Source organism: Streptosporangium sp. G11 (genome assembly GCF_051192615.1).
Lineage (GTDB): Bacteria > Actinomycetota > Actinomycetes > Streptosporangiales > Streptosporangiaceae > Streptosporangium.
The window spans coordinates 52784-70572 of record NZ_JBPJUQ010000026.1; the positions used below are offsets into that span (position 1 = coordinate 52784).

At 71.3% G+C, this 17789-nt stretch carries 13 protein-coding genes; 4 read left to right on the plus strand and 9 right to left on the minus strand.

The genetic code is table 11. The annotated features are described in order from the left end of the window. Positions 1-19: 19 nt before the first annotated feature. The 7 genes from ACSDR0_RS23760 to pgsA form a co-directional block, all read right to left on the minus strand. The gene (locus ACSDR0_RS23760; protein ID WP_435291070.1) at positions 20-1702 is read right to left on the minus strand and encodes an alkaline phosphatase D family protein; all 1683 of its coding nucleotides are present in this window, start codon (positions 1700-1702) and stop codon (positions 20-22) included. Positions 1703-1878: 176 nt separating this feature from the next. Further along, positions 1879-2793, minus strand: coding sequence for a pyridoxal 5'-phosphate synthase lyase subunit PdxS (gene pdxS, locus ACSDR0_RS23765; protein ID WP_435291071.1), 915 nt, complete (start codon positions 2791-2793; stop codon positions 1879-1881). Positions 2794-2945: 152 nt separating this feature from the next. Further along, positions 2946-3947 (minus strand): DUF3048 domain-containing protein, encoded by a 1002-nt coding sequence (locus ACSDR0_RS23770; protein WP_435291072.1) that lies wholly within the window; start codon positions 3945-3947, stop codon positions 2946-2948. A gap of 138 nt (positions 3948-4085) precedes the next feature. Next, a complete protein-coding gene (locus ACSDR0_RS23775; protein ID WP_435291073.1) occupies positions 4086-4625 on the minus strand; it encodes a hypothetical protein in 540 nt (179 codons plus the stop codon). Beyond that, positions 4622-5812: a glycosyltransferase family 4 protein gene (locus ACSDR0_RS23780; RefSeq protein WP_435291074.1), complete on the minus strand. Its 1191-nt coding sequence runs from the start codon at positions 5810-5812 to the stop codon at positions 4622-4624. The genes ACSDR0_RS23775 and ACSDR0_RS23780 overlap by 4 nt, the downstream gene beginning before the upstream one ends. Continuing rightward, positions 5809-6732, minus strand: coding sequence for a phosphatidylinositol mannoside acyltransferase (locus ACSDR0_RS23785; protein WP_435291075.1), 924 nt, complete (start codon positions 6730-6732; stop codon positions 5809-5811). Before ACSDR0_RS23785 ends, ACSDR0_RS23780 begins: the two co-directional genes overlap by 4 nt. Positions 6733-6744: 12 nt before the next feature. After that, positions 6745-7362, minus strand: a complete 618-nt coding sequence (gene pgsA, locus ACSDR0_RS23790) for a phosphatidylinositol phosphate synthase (protein WP_435291076.1) — start codon at positions 7360-7362, stop codon at positions 6745-6747. 290 nt (positions 7363-7652) lie between these two features. Between pgsA and ACSDR0_RS23795 the strand changes: the two genes are divergently transcribed. The 3 genes from ACSDR0_RS23795 to ACSDR0_RS23805 all read left to right on the plus strand — a co-directional run bounded on the left by ACSDR0_RS23795 (position 7653) and on the right by ACSDR0_RS23805 (position 13969). Further along, entirely contained in the window at positions 7653-9785 is a 2133-nt protein-coding gene (locus ACSDR0_RS23795; protein WP_435291077.1) for an elongation factor G-like protein EF-G2, read from the plus strand. A 158-nt stretch (positions 9786-9943) separates the two neighbouring features. Continuing rightward, a complete protein-coding gene (locus ACSDR0_RS23800; RefSeq protein ID WP_435291078.1) occupies positions 9944-11548 on the plus strand; it encodes a glycoside hydrolase family 10 protein in 1605 nt (534 codons plus the stop codon). A gap of 108 nt (positions 11549-11656) precedes the next feature. Continuing rightward, positions 11657-13969: a hypothetical protein gene (locus ACSDR0_RS23805; protein ID WP_435291079.1), complete on the plus strand. Its 2313-nt coding sequence runs from the start codon at positions 11657-11659 to the stop codon at positions 13967-13969. On the opposite strand, the gene ACSDR0_RS23810 is transcribed toward ACSDR0_RS23805, so the two are convergent. Continuing rightward, complete coding sequence (locus tag ACSDR0_RS23810) at positions 13912-14463, minus strand: HIT family protein (protein ID WP_435291080.1); 552 nt, start codon at positions 14461-14463, stop codon at positions 13912-13914. The two genes, ACSDR0_RS23805 and ACSDR0_RS23810, sit on opposite strands and share 58 nt — an antisense overlap. 286 nt (positions 14464-14749) lie before the next feature. On the opposite strand from ACSDR0_RS23810, the gene ACSDR0_RS23815 reads away from it, so the two are divergent. Further along, positions 14750-15475 (plus strand): Asp23/Gls24 family envelope stress response protein, encoded by a 726-nt coding sequence (locus ACSDR0_RS23815; protein ID WP_435291081.1) that lies wholly within the window; start codon positions 14750-14752, stop codon positions 15473-15475. Between the two features lie 317 nt (positions 15476-15792). Here the strand turns inward: ACSDR0_RS23815 and thrS are convergent, their stop codons facing one another. Further along, a complete protein-coding gene (gene thrS, locus ACSDR0_RS23820) occupies positions 15793-17760 on the minus strand; it encodes a threonine--tRNA ligase (RefSeq protein WP_435291082.1) in 1968 nt (655 codons plus the stop codon). Between the last annotated feature and the right edge of the window lie 29 nt (positions 17761-17789).

The window sequence follows — 17789 nt, forward strand, 5'->3', positions numbered from 1 at the left end:
CACGACGATCACGACGGGATCAGGGACGCTTGGTCTCCAGGTCCACGGTCTCCTGGATCCAGTCGATCCCGGGGGTCCTGGCGGCCGAGGGGTCGACCGGGCGCAGGTAGGTCTGCTGCACGCCGGGGACCCGGTCCTCGATCACGAAGGTCGCCTTGGTGTGCGCCGCGGAGCCCGCCTGCGTGACCTGCGGCAGCACCTTGAAGTCCGCGGTCATCCGGTCGCGCTCGATCCTGGTCATCACGTAGCCGCGCTGGTTGTTGTAGAACTTCAGGTGCGGGTTGATGGTCAGGTACGGGTGGGTCGCCGGGTCCGAGTCGAGGCCGTCGCCGCCCGTGGTGATGGACGAGGCGACCAGCTCCGAGCCGACCGTGCGGGTGGTGGGGTCGTCGTAGTCGAGCTTGAGGTCGCTCGCCCAGTGGGCGTGCACGTCGCCGGTGAGCACCACGGGGTTGCGCACCCCGGCGTCCACCCAGCCCTGGGTGATGCGCCGGCGCGAGGCGACGTAGCCGTCCCAGGCGTCCTGGCTGGTGATCTTGGCGGGCCCGGCGTTGTTGTCGCGCTGGGCGAAGAAGACCTGCTGGCCGATGACGTCCCAGCGCGCCCCCGAGTGGCGCATGCCGTCCAGCAGCCAGCGCTCCTGCGCGTCGCCGGTGATCGAGCGGGCGGGGTCGACCGCCGCCGGGCAGTCCCGGTAGCCGTCGCCACAGCCCTGGTCGCTGCGGTACTGGCGGGTGTCGAGCATGTGGAAGGTGGCCATCCTCCCCCACCGGACGCGCCGGTAGAGCTGCATGTCGACGCCCCGGGGGATGGAGGCGCGCCGCAGCGGCATGTTCTCGTAGTAGGCCCTGAAGGCCGCCTCGCGCCGGGCGAGGAAGTCCGGCTGGGGCACCTCGGGCTTCTCGGGGACCTCGTCGGCCCAGTTGTTGTCCAGCTCGTGGTCGTCCCAGACGACCAGCCAGGGGGCGGCGGCGTGCGCGGCCTGCAGGTCGGGGTCGGTCTTGTACTGGGCGTGCCGCTGGCGGTAGTTCGCCAGGCTCTCGGTCTCCGGCCCCTCGTGGTGGCGGATGTTGCCGCCGGGGATGGTGTAGGTGTCGCGCCGGTACTCGTACTGGTAGTCGCCCAGGTGCAGGATCAGGTCGGGCCGCTCCTCGGCCAGGCGGCGGTAGGCGGTGAAGTAGCCGTGCTCGTACTGGGCGCAGGAGACGAAGGCCATCGCCAGGGAGGAACCGTGGGAGAGGGCGTGCGGGGCCGTCCTGGCCCTGCCGATCGGCGAGAGGTACGGGCCGACCCTGAAGCGGTACCAGTAGTCCCTGTCGGAGGGCAGCCCGTTCAGCTCGACGTGGACGCTGTGGCCCCACTCGGGCCTGGCCGCGGCGACACCCCCGCGCAGCACGCGGCGGCCCTTCTCGTCGCCGTAGACCTGCCACTCCACGGGGAAGGGCCGGGCGGGCATGCCGCCCAGGCCGTCCTCGGCGAGCGGCTGGGGCGCCAGGCGGGTCCAGATCACGAAACCGCCGGAGTCGGGATCCCCGCAGGCGACGCCGAGCGTGAAGGGGTCCGAGCGCAGGCCGCGGGAGGCCAGGGACTCGGCGCTCTCCCTGGCGGGCTCCGGACCGGCGTGCGCGGCGGCTGGGACGCCCGCCGCCGCGCCGGCCGCGATGCCGGTGACGAGAAAGGATCGGCGGGTGAACTTCGACAAGGGAACCTCCCGGGTGATCGGGCGCAAACGCCCGTCAGCCTCGCGGAGCATCATGACCGCGGAGTTAACTCCCCCTGTCAGGAAAAAGGCGATCTCCGTCATGGAGATCGCCTGTTTTCCGGTTTCCCGGGGTTTTTCGGGGCTTCTCGGGCCTTCCCGGAGTCCCCGCCCGCGCTTTACCAGCCGCGCTCGGCCAGCCGGTGCGGGGCCGGGATGTCGTCGACGTTGATGCCGACCATGGCCTCGCCCAGACCTCGGGAGACCTTCGCGATGACGTCGGGGTCATCGTAGAAGGTGGTGGCCTTGACGATCGCGGAGGCGCGCTCGGCGGGGTTGCCGGACTTGAAGATGCCCGAGCCGACGAACACGCCCTCGGCGCCGAGCTGCATCATCATCGCCGCGTCGGCCGGGGTGGCGATGCCGCCGGCGGTGAACAGCACGACCGGCAGCTTGCCGGTCCTGGCGACCTCGGCGACCAGCTCGTACGGCGCCTGGAGCTCCTTGGCCGCGACGTAGAGCTCGTCCTCGGGCAGCGAGCCCAGACGCCTGATCTCACCCCTGATCTTGCGCATGTGGGTGGTGGCGTTGGAGACGTCGCCGGTGCCGGCCTCGCCCTTGGAGCGGATCATCGCCGCGCCCTCGGTGAGGCGGCGCAGCGCCTCGCCCAGGTTGGTCGCGCCGCAGACGAAGGGCACCGTGAACCGCCACTTGTCGATGTGGTTGGCGTAGTCGGCCGGGGTGAGCACCTCGGACTCGTCGACGTAGTCGACGCCGAGCGACTGGAGCACCTGGGCCTCGACGAAGTGACCGATGCGGGCCTTGGCCATCACCGGGATCGAGACGGCGGCGATGATGCCGTCGATCATGTCGGGGTCGCTCATCCGGGAGACGCCGCCCTGGGCGCGGATGTCGGCGGGCACCCGCTCGAGGGCCATGACGGCGACGGCGCCGGCGTCTTCGGCGATCTTGGCCTGCTCGGCGTTGACGACGTCCATGATGACGCCGCCCTTGAGCATCTCTGCCATGCCGCGCTTGACCCGGGCGGTTCCGGTGACGGTCGTCTCGCTGACTTCGGGCGTGCTGCTGGACACGGTCTCTACCTCACGACGGCTGGCTGCGGATCACACGGGCCGCCCAAGGGGCGGCCACTACGCTTCCATCGTAGGTGCTGGCGGCCTGCCCCCTTACACGACGCCCTGTCGCTCTTGGGCGATCTTCTTGGACAGGATGTAGGGCTTGCGCGTCAGGGAATGACGGGTTTGGCCGAGGCCAGCGCGACCCAGACCTGTCCCGGGGCGAAGTTCATCGGCTCGCCCGTCTCCGTGGTGAAGACGGTGCCGTCCTTCTCCTTGGGCCTCGACCAGCGGGCCTTGAACGCCTGGCCGTCGCGGAGCACGATCGCCCTGCCCTTGCCCGTGCTGTGCACCAGCGGGGTGTAGCTCTGGTTCTTGTCGTGGAACTGCGAGCGCTCCGTCTTGGTGTACTGCACGACGATCGTGGGCGCGCCGAGCTGGCCGCCCTCGGCCGCCATGTCCTTCTTGCCGTCCTGCCAAATCAGCCACTTGCCCGCCGCCTCCGACCAGCCGAAGGTGAAGCTCGCCGCCGGGTACTTCACGCTGTACGCCTTGCGCGGCACGCCGCCCTCGGGGGCGTCTCCGAAGGTGAACCCGATGTCCTTGGCCTTGCTCGCCTTGGGCGCCCCGGCCAGCAGCTGCCTGGTGTTGGCGAACAGGTTGTAGGGGGCGAAGCGCCCCGGCTGGCGGAAGTACGCGCCCGGCTGCCTGCTGTCGGATACGTCGAAGAGCGGGGCCTCGGCGATGAAGGGGAGCATCTTGGTCTGCGCGCCCGAGTAGGCGAAGGCGGGCCTGCCGAACTGCGGGACGATGTGCAGGTCGGAGATGCGGGCGCTGCGGACCGGGCCGATCTTGGCCGGGATCTTCGAGGAGAAGATCGCCATCAGGCGGGTCAGGCCCGCCTCGACCTGCTCGATGTAGACGACGTCGGCGCTCTTGAGGCCGAGCTGCGGCTTGCCCGCCGAGGTGTTCTCGATCTTCACCGCGAGCACCGCCCTGCGGGCCGCGCCGGGCAGGCCGGTGAAGGGGTGCGTCGGCTCGGGCGTGGGGGTCGGGGCCGCGCTCGGCTCGCCGGCCGCGCCCGCGGGGTTGCCCGGCGCGGTGGGCTTGTCGGAGGAACAGGCGGCGGCCGGGGCCAGGACCGCGACTCCCGCCAGCGTAACGGCGATCATCCGGGACACCCGCACGGCTCATCTCCTCAAGTCGGCCACTCGGTCACTGAGTTACTCGGCCACTCGGCCACGAATCGCCAAGAGCTTACCGGTGTCCGACTTGTCAGATAGTCCGGTTTATATACGCCTTAAATACCCTTATTCGGCGGCCAGGGCCTTCGGAGGCGCGTCGTCGATCTCGAAGAAGGCCGGATACTCGGTGTACCCCGCCAGCCGCAGCGTGCGGGCCAGCCAGCGGCGCTGCGCCGTCCGGGTCACGCCCACCGCGTTGTTGTAGAACCGGCGGGAGTAGAGGACCTTGGCCACCGCGGCGCCCAGCTCCTCCAGCAGGTCGGAGCCCGCCGGGGTGTCGGCCAGCCGGTCGCGGAAGCGCTCCTGGTCCACGACGGCGCGCAGGGCGCGCGACAGGTCGCTCTCGGCGTGCTCGCGCTCCTCCGGACCCGCCGTACGGGCCTCGTGGGCGGCCGCGGCCAGCACCAGGCTCGTCGCCGGGTCCAGCAGCCGGGAGGCCGCCAGCTCCAGGCTGACGGCGGTCCGCCGCACCAGGGCGGCGTCCAGGGACTCGCGGGCCAGCTCCAGGCGGATGTGCATCCGGTCGAGCCGCCCCGCCCGCCAGGAGATGTAGACGGCGAGGAGCACCACGATCGCGCCCACCACCGGGATCAGCGTGGTCGTCACAGCGTGTCGTCCCTCTCGGCCGCCGTACCCGCCGCCAGGTCCGCCCCGGCCGCGCCTGCGGCGCCCGCGGCGTCCTCCTCGACCCCGGTCGTGCTCGCCACGGTCTCGTAGACCCGCAGGACGTCGCGGGCGACCGTCGACCAGTCGTACTTGTGCACGGCGAGGCGGGCCGCCTCCGACAGCTCGGCCCGGCGCGCGGAGTCGTCGAGCAGCGCGGCGGCCTCGCGGGCGAGCGACTTCGCGTCGCCCGTCTCGAACAGCGCCCCCGCCCGGCCGTCGTCGAGCACCTTGCGGAAGGCGGGGATGTCGCTCGCCAGGATCGCCGCGCCCGCCGACATCGCCTCGGTCAGCACGATACCGAAGCTCTCACCGCCCAGGTTGGGCGCGCAGAAGACGTCGACCGTGTGGTAGGCGCGCACCTTGTCCTCCTCGCTGACCATGCCGAGCAGGCCGATCCGGTCGTGGAAGGCGGCCGGGACCCGCTCCAGCACCTCGTCGGCGTCGCCGGGCCCCGCCAGGAGCAGGCGCAGCGCCGGTCGCTCGGCGGCCAGCAGGGAGAACGCCTCCAGCAGCACCGGCAGGCCCTTGCGCGGCTCGTCCATCCGGCCCAGGAAGCCGATCACCTCGCCCTCGTCCCAGCCGGGCAGCGGCTCGCCCTCGGCGTAGCGGCTCACCGCCACCCCGTTGGGGATGAGCACGGCGTCGCCGCCCATGAACTCGACCAGGGTCTTCCTGGCGGCGTCGGACACCGCGATCCTGCCGCCGATCTTCTCCAGCGCGCTCATGATGACCGGCACCCCGACCGAGAAGGACCGCGAGTTGCCGTACGAGGCGTGGAAGGTGGCCACGATCGGTCCCCTGGCCACCCAGCAGGCGAGCAGCCCCAGGGAGGGGATGGCCGGCTCGTGCACGTGCAGCACGTCGAAGCGGCCCTCGCGCACCCAGCGGCGCACCCGGTTCGCCGACAGGAACCCGAACGACATCCTGGCCACCGACCCGTTGAAGGGCACCGGGACGGCGCGGCCCGCCGAGGTCACGTACGGGGGCAGCGCGGCGTTCTCCGCGGCCGGGGAGATCACCGAGACGTGGTGGCCGTCGGCCATGAGCGCCTCCGCCAGGTCGCGGATGTGCACCTGGACTCCGCCCGGGACGTCCCACGTGTAGGGGCAGACGATGCCGATCCTCATGGCGCGGCCTCCCGGGGCTCCAGGTCCTCGAGCCAGAGGCGCTGGAGCATGTGCCAGTCCTCGGGGTGCTCGGCGATGCCCTTCTCGAAGACGGTGGCGAGGCTCTGCATGACGACGGCCACCTTCTCCTTCCTGGTGCCCTCGGCCGGGATCGCGATCTCCTCGTGGAACTGCAGCCCCCAGCCGTTCTCCTCGAAGTAGGGGATCGCCGGGATGAGGGCGGCGCCGGTGTGCACGGCCAGCAGGCCGGGGCCGGCGGGCATCCGGGTGGCCGCGCCGAAGAACTGCACCTCGACCCCGTTCGCGGTCAGGTCGCGCTCGGCGGGCAGCGCGACCGGCAGACCGGCGCGCAGGCGCTGCGCGAGGGTGCCGAAGGTGTGGCCGTCGCCGCCGGTGAGCGGCAGCACCTCCATGCCGAGCCCCTCGCGGAAGGCGGTGTAGCGGTGGAACAGCGACTCGGGCTTGAGCCGCTCGGCCACCGTGGTGAACGGGTGGCCCGTACCGGCGAACCAGGCGCCCGCCTGGTCCCAGTTGCCCATGTGCGGCAGGGCCATGACAACGCCACGCCCCCTGGCGAGGTTGTCGTAGACGGTCTCGGCCCCGGTCACGGTCATGCGGGAGACGATCTCGTCCATGGGGATCGAGGGCAGCCGGAACACCTCGTGGAAGTAGCGGAAGTAGGAGCGCATGCCGTCGCGGCTGAGCGCCCGGATCGCCGGGTCGCCGGGCGAGGTGCCCTTGACCCTGGCGAGGTTGGCCTCAAGCCTGAGCACCGACTTGCCGCGGCGCCTCCACAGGCGGTCGGCGGCGGCACGGAAGGCCCACGCGGTGAGCCTCTCGGGCAGGCGGGGCACGACCGTCCAACCGGCGCCGAACGCCGCGGCGACGAGACGATCCTGGGGGGAGGGCTTGTCGGTCATCGATCTTTCCGATCAGCGAAGGGTCCGTGGCGGGTGGGAGACGGCCTGCCGGCGCACGTGCAGCAGGCGCTGGCCGACCGTGACCGCGCTGGCGACGGCGAGCAGCCAGAGCCCCGCGGCCAGGATGTACGGAACGCCGAGACCGCCGAGGCCCACGGAGACCAGGCCCACGACCAGGCGTTCCGGCCGCTCGGCGAGGCCGACGTCGCACGTCATGCCCAGCGCCTCGGCCCTGGCCTTGACGTACGAGACCACCGCCCCCGCGACGAGGCAGAACAGCGCGACCCCCGCGAGCACCCGCTGCCCGCTCACGACGAACCAGAACACCAGCCCGGAGAAGATGCCCGCGTCGCCGACCCGGTCGAGGGTGGAGTCGAGGAAGGCGCCCCAGGTGCTCCCCGGGCCCGTCATCCTGGCCATGACCCCGTCGAGGAGGTCCGCGAGCACGAAGAAGGTGATCACCACCGTGCCGACGAACAGCTGGCCCCGCGGGTAGAAGAACAGGGCCGCGGCGACGGTGCCGAGCGTGCCGGCGGCGGTGACCGCGTTGGGGCTGATCCCGTGGCGGGTGAGTGCCCTGCCCAGCGGGGTCAAGAGCCTGGTGACGGCGGGGCGCAGAAGTTTCAGCATCGCGATCCGATCGTAGGCCACCGGGCCTGCGTGCGCGCATCGGCGACGGGGAGCGGCGAGCCGCGGGGGAACCGCGTTCGCGGGGCGGTGCGAGATCGCCGGGGACGCCCCGGATATGTAGCGATTAGATCTTCCTCCCGCAAGAGGATCGGCCCAGCCCTCTTGTGATATTCGCCACATGGGTATTTGGTGAACAGACCGAGTCCACGCGGTGAGCGAACTCGGCAGCGGACCCCCGGGGGTGTGGCCCCACCAGGTTGCGCCCCTTCGGTAACGACGCGGGAGGCGATGTGGCGGAAAGAGCAACCGGCGGAACAGCGGGAGCCGCGGGGAGGGCACCCGCGGCCGACCGGCCGGGCATGATACGAAATGTCGTGCTGGTCGGCCATTCCGGTGCCGGGAAGACAACACTTGTGGAGGCACTGCTGGCCGCGACGCGGACCGTCCAGCGACCCGGCAGGGTCGAGGACGGCACGACCGTCAGCGACTTCGACGAGGTCGAGGTGCGCCAGCAACGCTCGGTGAACCTGACCGTGGCCCCCGTGGTCCACAACGACATCAAGATAAATCTGCTGGACACCCCGGGCTACGCCGACTTCGTCGGCGACCTGCGCGCCGGGCTGCGCGCGGCCGACGCGGCGCTGTTCGTCGTCTCGGCCGTCGACGGCGTGGACGGCCTGACCAGGATGCTCTGGGACGAGTGCGCGGCGGTCGGGATGCCCCGCGCGGTCGTGATCACCAAGATCGACCACCAGCGGGCGAACTTCGACGACGCCCTCGGCGCCTGCCAGGACGCCTTCGGCGACGGCGTCTCGCCGCTGTACCTGCCCGTGGTGACCAACGGCAAGGTGAACGGCCTGATCGGCCTGCTCAGCCAGAAGTTCTACAACTACGCGACCGGCAACCGGACGGAGAACTCACCCGGCCCCGCCTACGCCGACCAGATCGAGGTCTACCGGAGCGCCCTGATCGAGGGCGTCATCCAGGAGAGCGAGGACGAGTCCCTCATGGACCGTTACCTCTCCGGCGAGGAGATCGACACCAAGGCCCTCATCGAGGACCTGGAGAAGGCCGTCGCGCGCGGCGGCTTCTACCCGGTGCTGGCCGCGGGGACCGGCGTGGGCGCGCTGGAGGTCCTGGAGCTCATCACCCAGGGATTCCCCTCGCCGCCCGAGCACCCGCTGCCGGAGATCATGTCGATCCACGGCGAGCCCGTCTCCGGCATCACCTGCGACCCCGAGGGGCCGCTGGTCGCCGAGGTCGTCAAGACCACCAGCGACCCGTACGTGGGCAGGATCAGCCTGGTGCGGGTCTTCTCCGGCACGCTGCGCCCGGACATGACGGTGCACGTCTCGGGGCACGGCCTGTCCGACCGCGGGCACGAGGACCACGACGTGGACGAGCGCATCGGCGCCCTCTCCTCGCCGCTGGGCAAGCACCAGCGGACGACCGCCAAGTGCGTGGCCGGGGACATCGCGGCGGTGGCCAAGCTGTCGCGCGCCGAGACCGGCGACACCCTGTCGGACCGGGAGAACCCGCTGCTGATGACGGCCTGGAGCATGCCGGAGCCGCTGCTGCCCGTGGCGATCCAGCCCAGGTCCAAGGCCGACGACGACAAGCTGGGCCAGGCGCTGCAGCGGCTGGTCGCCGAGGACCCGACGCTCCGGCTGGAGAACAACCCCGAGACCCGCCAGCTCGTGCTGTGGTGCATGGGCGAGGCCCACACCGACGTGCTGCTCGACCGGCTGAGCAGGCGGCACGGCGTGGAGGTGGAGAAGACCGAGCTGCGGGTGCCGCTCAGGGAGACCTTCGGCGGCAGCTGCCAGGCCCTGGGCCGCAACGTCAAGCAGACCGGTGGCCACGGCCAGTTCGCCGTCTGCCACCTGGAGGTCGAGCCCCTGCCCTCCGGTGGCGGTTTCGAGTTCGTGGACAAGATCGTCGGTGGCGTGGTACCGCGCCAGTTCATCCCCTCGGTGGAGAAGGGGGTGCGCACCCAGATGCAGCGCGGAGTGCTCGCCGGGTACCCCATGGTGGACGTGCGGGTGACGCTGTACGACGGCAAGGCCCACTCGGTCGACTCCTCCGACATGGCGTTCCAGATCGCCGGGGCGCTCGCGCTGAAGGAGGCCGCGGCCAAGGTGCCCACGCTGCTGCTCGAACCGGTCGACGAGGTGTCCATCCTGATCGCCGACGACTACGTCGGCGCGGTGATGTCCGACCTGTCCTCGCGCAGGGGCCGCGTGCTCGGCACCGAGCCGGTGGGCGTCGGGCGCACCCTGGTCAAGGCCGAGGTGCCCGAGCTGGAGATCACGCGATACTCGATCGATCTGAGATCCATGTCGCACGGGACGGGGACGTTCCGGCGGGTCTTCCTGCGTTACGAGCCGCTTCCCTCGCATCTGATGGAGAAAGTCACCAGCTGACAGGGTTGTGAGGCGTGTGCCCGCCGGTGCCCCGCCCCCGGGGAGCACGCACCGCCAGGCACACGCCTCACAGGGTGCACTCATGTAACAGAGTCATCACGAAACGATTTCGTTTTTCCGGTCAAAGCACACCGGTGCTGGTGCCACACTGGGGAACCATGCGAATCGGACGCCCTCTTCTGGCCGCTGCCGCCCTCGCCGTTCTGACCACGGGAGCCGCCTACACCTTCGGTCCCGAGACCCCGCCCGGCCGGCCGAAGGCCGGGAAGAGCTCGACGGTCTCGGCCGAGCCGGTCGACTCGACGACCGCCGCCTCCGCGTCGGCGCGGTGCGACGTGGACGCGAAGTACCCCAAGCGGCAGCTGCGCGGGGTGTGGATCGCCACGGTCAAGAACATCGACTGGCCCTCGCGGACCGGCCTGTCCCCGGCCCGCCAGCGGGCCGAGTACGTCAAGATCCTCGACAACGCGGCCAAACGGCGGTTCAACGCGGTGTTCGTCCAGGTCCGCCCGGCGTCCGACGCGCTGTACAAGTCGGACCTGGAGCCGTGGTCGCAGTTTCTGACCGGCACGACGGGCAAGGACCCGGGCTGGGACCCGCTGCCCTTCCTCGTCGCCGAGGCCCACCGGCGCGGCATGGAGTTCCACGCCTGGTTCAACCCCTACCGCGCGGCCGTCGACGGCGACCTGGCCAAGCTGCCCGCGAGGCACCCCGCCCGACTCCACCCGGAGTGGATCGTGAAATATGGGGATCTGGCCTACTACAACCCCGGCCTGCCCGCGGTCCGCGACTACGTCACCAAGGTCGTCAAGGATGTGGTGACCCGCTACGACGTCGACGGGGTCCACTTCGACGACTACTTCTACCCCTACCCCGTCGCGGGCGCGAAGTTCGCCGACGGCGCCGCCTTCGCCAAGTACGGCAAGGGCGCCAAGCTCGCCGACTGGCGCCGCGGCAACGTCAACAAGCTGATCGCCCAGGTCGACAAGACCGTGCACGAGGTCAGGAACAGCGTGAAGTTCGGCGTCAGCCCGTTCGGGATCTGGCGCAACAAGTCCGACGACCCCAGCGGCTCGGCCACCGGCGGCATGTCCGCGTACGACTCCATCTACGCCGACGCCCGCCACTGGATCCGCAAGGGCACGGTCGACTACGTCATCCCCCAGCTGTACTGGCCGCGCGGGTTCGAGATCGCCGACTACGACGTGCTGATGCCCTGGTGGGCCAACGAGGTCAAGGGCACCGGGGTGCAGCTCTACATCGGCCAGGGCCTCTACCGTGTCGGCGCCACCGACACCGCCGCCTGGACCAGGCCCGACGAGATGTCCTCCCACCTGACGCGCAACCGCAAGTACGGGCAGGTCTCCGGCGACGTCTACTTCAGCGCCAAGCAGCTCTCCGACAACCCCCTGGGCGCGCTCGACCGCATCGTCAAGAACCACTACACCCGCCCGGCGCTGCTGCCGCTGATGAAGGACCGCGGCGGCCGGGCCCCGGCCAGGCCCGCCGAGCTGCGGCTCCAGGGCACCTCGCTAAGCTGGAAGAGCTCCCCGGACGCCCGCTCGTACGCGGTCTACCGGATCTCCTCCGGCAGACCCGGAGAGTGCGCCACCGCCGACGCCCGCAACCTGGTCGCGGTCGTGCCCGCGGCGGGCGGCGACCGCCAGGCCTTCACCACGACGGGCGGCGGCACCTACCTGGTCACCGCCCTCGACCGCCTGCAGAACGAGAGCGCCCCCACCGCGACCTCGGACGGGGCGTAGGAAGCCGGGTGCGACAGCGGTCCGGCCGGTCCCCGGACCGGCTGGACCCGTGGCACGATCTTCCCCTACGGTGCCAGCACTTGGCAGGAGCTGAAGGGGAGGTCGTTCGTGAAGCGGACGCTTGTCGCGCTCGCGGTGGTACTGGGCCTGCTGTGGCCAGGGGCCGCGCAAGCCGCCGCGCAGTCCGCCACGCAGGCGGACGGACGGGTGGTGCTGATCGGCATTCCCGGCCTGCGGTGGAGTGATCTCAGCCCCACCGGCACCCCGAACCTGTGGCGGCTGGCCGGGCAGAGCGCGGTCGGATCCCTGTCGGTCCGCGCGGTGGGCAGGGTCACCTGCCCCTACGACGGCTGGCTGACGGTGTCTGCCGGGGTGAGGTCCGCGGTCGGCTACGGCTGCGGGCTCCCCCCGCAGCCCGAGCCCGGCCAGGCGGGCGCGGTCATCCCCGGCTACGAGTACCTGCACCGGGTCGCCGGCCAGCGCAACGCGGGCGCCCTCGGCGAGGCCGTGCACGCCGCCGGTGAGTGCACCCTGGCGATCGGCCCCGGGGCCGCGCTGGCCCTGGCCGACAGATCGGGCAAGGTCGACGTGTACGCCCCCTCCCCCGCGCAGATCCGCGCCGACGTGCTCACCAAGTGCCGGGTGATGGCCGTCGACGTCGACGACCTCATCAGGCCGTACGTGACCGGCGAGAGGCTCGCGCGGGAGGAGGACCGGCTCACCGCACAGGAGCGGGCCGCGGCGCTGCGCCTGGCCGACGCCAAGGCGGGGGCGGTGCTGACCGTGCTGCCCAAGGACGTCAGCGTGCTGCTGGCGGGCCTGTCCGACCACGGCGGCAACCCGCACCTGCGGGTGGCCATGATGCGCGACGGAGACGTCTCGGACCGCTTCCTGGGGGCGGCCTCCACCCACCGCGACGACACCACGATCCTGCCGGACATCACCGCGACCATGCTCTCCCTGACGGGCATCGCGACGCCGCCTGGCGTGATCGGGGTCCCCTGGCAGGCGAGCGAGAGGCGGACCGGCGGCACCGAGGCGGCACGCACCGAGCTGGAGCGGGCCGACGTGGCCGGGGAGACGATCAGGAACGTGGGCGGGATCTTCTTCACCGCGGTCGCGGTGCTGCAGGTCGCCTTCTACCTGACCGCGTTCCTGCTGCTGCGCCGCAGGCGGGGGCTGACCGGCATCCGGATGGCCGCGGTGGCGCTGGCCTCGGTGCCCGTGTCGACGTACCTGGTGAACCTCACCCCCTGGCACCACGCGGGATCGCCGGTGCTCGCGCTGGTCGGCGGGATCGCCGGATGCGCGCTGCTGCTGGCCGCGACCGCGCTGGCGGGCCCCTGGCGCCGGGCGCCGCTCGGGCCGCTGGCGGTGGTGGCGGGGACGACCGCGGCGGTGCTGGCGGGCGACCTGCTGACCGGGACGACCCTGCAGCTCAACAGCGTGATGGGGTACAGCGCCGTGGTCGGGGCCCGCTACTACGGGCTGGGCAACATCCCGTTCGCGCTCTTCGCCACCTCGGTGCTGCTGCTGTCCGCCACGATCGCGCACCGCCTGACGCGCGGGGACCGCGCGAACGCGCCGGCCGCCGCAGGGGCGGATCGGCCGGTGCGCGGGGACCAGGCGACCGCCGTGGCGGATCGGCCGACGCGCGGGGACCACGCGGACGTCCCTGTGGCGGATCGGCCGACGCGCGGGGACCACGCGGACGCCGCGACCGCCGTGGCGGATCGGCCGGTGCGCGGGAGCCGCGCGAGCATGGCGGCGGCGGCCGTCGTGGCGGTGCTGGGCGGCTTCGCGATGATCCTGGGCGGCTGGCCGGGCGTGGGCAGCGACTTCGGCGGGGTGATCGCTTTCGTGCCGGGCATCGCGGTGACCGCGCTGCTGATCGCGGGCAGGCGGGTCTCGATCGTCAAGCTGGGCGCGTTCTGCGTGGCGGGCGGCGTCATCGTGATGGCCATCGCCTACCTCGACTACCTGCGCCCGCCGGGCTCGCAGACGCACCTGGGCCGCTTCGTCGGCCAGGTGTTCACCGGCGAGGCCCTCGAGGTGATCGGCCGCAAGTTCGGCGCGATGGTGGGCACGCTGCTCAGCCCCAACCTGATGCCGGTCGTGATCGCCGCGGTGGCGTTCCTCGTCTACGCGCTGCTACGCCCCGAGCAGGCGACCGCGGGGGTGCTGCCCGCCGCGTTCGCGCACTCCCCCGCCCTGAAGGCCGGGCTGATCGGCACCCTGGTCAGCGGGGTGGTCGGCATGCTGGTCAACGACTCGGGCGCCGCGGTGCTGTCCATGGCGCTGGCGCTCGCCGTGCCGCTGACGCTGTCGGCGGGCATCAAGGCCCTGGACGACGACGCCCCGCGCTACGACGACACGGGCCAGGACCCGGCGAGCAACTCCCTGGTGTCGCGCAGCAACTGAGGGAGCACCCGGGTCTGGCCGACGACGGGCATGAAGTTGGTGTCGCCGCCCCACCGGGGCACCACGTGCTGGTGCAGGTGGGCGGCGATCCCGGCGCCCGCCACACCGCCCAGGTTCATGCCCACGTTGAACCCCTGCGCGCCGCTGGCCTTGCGCAGGGCCACCAGGGCTCGCCGGGTGAAGTCGGCGAGCTCGAAGGTCTCCGCCTCATCGAGGTCCGTGTAGTCGGGCACGTGCCGGTAGGGGCAGACCATCAGGTGGCCGGAGTTGTACGGATAGAGGTTGAGCAGCGCGAAGACCGTCTGCCCCCGGGCGACGATCAGGCCGTCCTCGTCGCTCATCCGGGGGATCTCGCAGAACGGGCAGCCGTCCTCGGGGCCGGAACCGGTCGGTTTGCTGGCCCCCTTGATGTAGGCCATCCGATGAGGGGTCCAGAGTCTCTGGAACGCGTCCGGTGTCCCCGCTCCGTGCTGCGCCTCCGGCTCGTTGCTCATGGTCGCCAGCATATTGCCACGCCGATCCCCGCGGTCTTGCGCCTCCCCCGCACCCCGCCCGGCCGCCCGGAACTGCCGGGATGCGGTGCCGGAACGGGACGGGCGGCGTATGTCACACGGTATTGACGGACGAATGCGGTGAATTTCCGGCAGAATCCCCCAAGCACGACCACCGACAGCCGAGGAGCAACCCATGACCGACGTCTCCGTCGAGGAGCCGACCGAGGAGACCGCGTCCCCCGGGTCCCCAGCGTCTCCCACGTCCCTCACGTCTTACACGTCTTCTGTGTCTTCCGCGTCTTCCGCTGAGACGGCCGGGAGGCCCACCCGCCCGTTCTCCCTCAGCCTGTCCCTGTCCGACGCCACGGAGCCGCCGGCGGCACCCGTGCCCTCGGTGTCGCCGGTGTCCTCGGTGGCGTCCCTGAGCGAGCCTGTCTCCTCCCCGGGCGAGCCCTTCCTGGCCGTGGTCGAGGCGCTCCCCGAGCCGTCACCCGTGTCCGAGACGCCCGGCGACGCCCCCGCCCCCGCTTCCGTTCCCGTTCCCGTTCCCGCCAGGACGGCACCGCCCGCCACGACCGGGACGATCCCCTCACCGTCCCCCCTCACCCCGGTGTCCTCGGCCGTGGTGAAGGGCCGGATCAAGGTGGCCGACGAGGTGGTGGAGAAGGTCGCGGCCCTCGCCACGCTGGAGGTCGCGGGCGTCGCCGAGCTGGGGGGCGACGCCGCCCGCGCGGTGGAGCCGATGCGGGAGCGCGCGGGCATCGCCAGGCGCGGCCCCCGGGGTGTCAACGCCCACGTGCAGGACCGTACGGCGGCCGTGGACGTGACGATCGTGGCGGAGTACGGGCACGTGGTGATGGACGTGGCCAACGAGGTCAAGACCAACGTGGCCCGGACCATCAGCCGGATGCTGGGTATGCGGGTCGTGGAGGTCAACGTCGACGTGGAGGACGTCCGCATGCCGGGCGAGACCGGCACGGAGGCTCCCGCGGAGCCGGGAAACAACGCGTAGGACGCTCAGGACCTCGGCGAAGGCCGGGAAGAAGGGCCTTGGCCGAAGGGCCGGGAAACGACGCGGGGGCGCGTAGGCGCCCCCGGACGCCCGCGGGCGGGTGGCCTCGGCCACCCGCCCGCGGGGAGGTATCAGAGCCGGACGCGACGCCTGATCGGGGCCTCAGACCCGAACGCAACGTTCGATCAAAGCCTCAGACCCGAACGCGACGCCTGATCGAGATCTCAGACCCGAACGCAACGTTCGATCAAGGCCCCAGACCCGGACACGGCGCTCGATCGAGGTCTCGAACCAGGATGCAGCGTTCGATCAAGGCCTCAGACCTGAACGCGGCGCTCGATCGCGTCGACGATCTCGGCGAGCGCCTCGTCGACCGGCACCCCGTTCTTCTGCTCGCCGTTGCGGAAGCGGAAGGAGACCGCGCCGTTGGCGATGTCGTCGTCGCCCGCCAGGAGCATGAAGGGCACCTTGGACTTCTGCGCGTTGCGGATCTTCTTCTGCATGCGGTCGTCGGAGGCGTCGACCTCGATCCTGATGCCCCGCTCGCGGGCCCTCTTGGCCAGGTCCTGAAGGTAGGGCGCGTGGGCCTCGGCGATCGGGATGCCGACCACCTGGACCGGCGCGAGCCAGGGGGGGAACGCGCCCGCGTAGTGCTCGACCAGCACGCCGAAGAAGCGCTCGATCGACCCGAACAGCGCCCGGTGGATCATGACGGGCTGCTGCCGGGAGCCGTCGGTCGACTGGTACTCCAGCTCGAAGCGCTGCGGCAGGTTGAAGTCGAGCTGGATCGTCGACATCTGCCAGGAGCGGCCGATCGCGTCACGGGCCTGCACGGAGATCTTCGGCCCGTAGAACGCCGCGCCGCCCGGGTCGAGCACCAGGTCGAGGTTCTCGGACTCGGCGACCTCGCGCAGGGTCTCGGTCGCCTCCTCCCAGTCCTCGTCGTTGCCGACGAACTTGACCGGGTCCTTGGTCGACAGCTCCAGGTAGAAGTCGTCGAGGCCGTAGTCGCGCAGCAGGTCGAGCACGAAGCGCAGCAGCGACTTCAGCTCGTCGCGCATCTGATCGCGGGTGCAGTAGATGTGCGCGTCGTCCTGGGTGAGGCCGCGCACGCGGGTCAGGCCGTGGATGACGCCGGACTTCTCGTAGCGGTAGACCGTGCCGAACTCGAACAGCCGCAGCGGCAGCTCGCGGTAGGAGCGCCCGCGTGCCCGGAAGACCAGGTTGTGCATCGGGCAGTTCATCGGCTTGAGGTAGTACCTGGCGCCCTCGAGCTCCATGGGAGGGAACATGCCGTCGGCGTACCAGTCGAGGTGGCCGGAGATCTTGTAGAGGTTCTCCTTGGTGATGTGCGGGGTGTTGACGAAGGAGTATCCCGCCTCCTCGTGCCGCCTGCGCGAGTAATCCTCCATCACCCGGCGGATCACGCCGCCCTTGGGATGGAAGACCGGCAGGCCGGAGCCCAGCTCGTCGGGGAAGGAGAACAGGTCGAGCTCGGCGCCCAGCTTGCGGTGGTCGCGCTTCTCGGCCTCCTCCAGCAGGTGGAGGTATTCGTCCTGCTTCTCGCGTGACTCCCAGGCGGTGCCGTAGATCCGCTGGAGCTGCGGGTTCTTCTCGCTGCCCCGCCAGTAGGCGCCACCGGAGCGCATCAGCTTGAACGCCGGGATGGACCGGGTGGTCGGCACGTGGGGGCCGCGGCACAGGTCCTTCCAGCGCAGCTCGCCGGTCTTGGCGTCGAGGTTGTCGTAGATGGTCAGCTCCGCGCCGCCCACCTCGACGCTCTCCTCGTCGGCCGCGCCGCCCTTGAGGCCGATCAGCTCCAGCTTGTACGGCTCCGAGGCGAGCTCCTCGGCGGCCTGCTCGTCGGAGACGGGCCTGCGGGAGAAGATCTGCCCCTGCTTGACGATCTCGCGCATGCGCTTCTCGACGCGCTTGAGGTCGTCGGGGGTGAACGGGTCCTTGACGTCGAAGTCGTAGTAGAAGCCGTTCTCGACCGGCGGGCCGATGCCCAGCCTGGCCTCGGGGAAGATCTCCTGGACGGCCTGGGCCATGACGTGCGCGGTGGAGTGGCGGACGATGGCGCGCCCGTCGGGGCTGCCCGCGGGGACCGGCTCGATCACGTCGCCGTCGGCCACCGGGGCCGCGAGGTCCCTCAGCTCGCCGTTGGCGCGGGCGGCGACCACCGAGCGGCCGTCCGCCTCCAGCGCCTGCCCGTACGTCGTGCCTCCCGCCACCACACGCGCGGCTCCGGCGAGGGTGATACGAAGTTCTGGCACGGCGGACACGGTTGCTCCCTGGAAGAGATCGGTGAGTC

Excerpts from the sequence above, each read along its gene's own strand:
- ACSDR0_RS23770 (WP_435291072.1), bottom strand. The coding sequence starts at position 3,947 with ATGATCGCCGTTACGCTGGCGGGAGTCGCGGTCCTGGCCCCGGCCGCC.
- ACSDR0_RS23780 (WP_435291074.1), bottom strand. The coding sequence starts at position 5,812 with ATGAGGATCGGCATCGTCTGCCCCTACACGTGGGACGTCCCGGGCGGA.
- ACSDR0_RS23785 (WP_435291075.1), bottom strand. The coding sequence starts at position 6,732 with ATGACCGACAAGCCCTCCCCCCAGGATCGTCTCGTCGCCGCGGCGTTC.
- pgsA (WP_435291076.1), bottom strand. The coding sequence starts at position 7,362 with ATGCTGAAACTTCTGCGCCCCGCCGTCACCAGGCTCTTGACCCCGCTG.
- ACSDR0_RS23800 (WP_435291078.1), top strand. The coding sequence starts at position 9,944 with ATGCGAATCGGACGCCCTCTTCTGGCCGCTGCCGCCCTCGCCGTTCTG.
- ACSDR0_RS23810 (WP_435291080.1), bottom strand. The coding sequence starts at position 14,463 with ATGAGCAACGAGCCGGAGGCGCAGCACGGAGCGGGGACACCGGACGCG.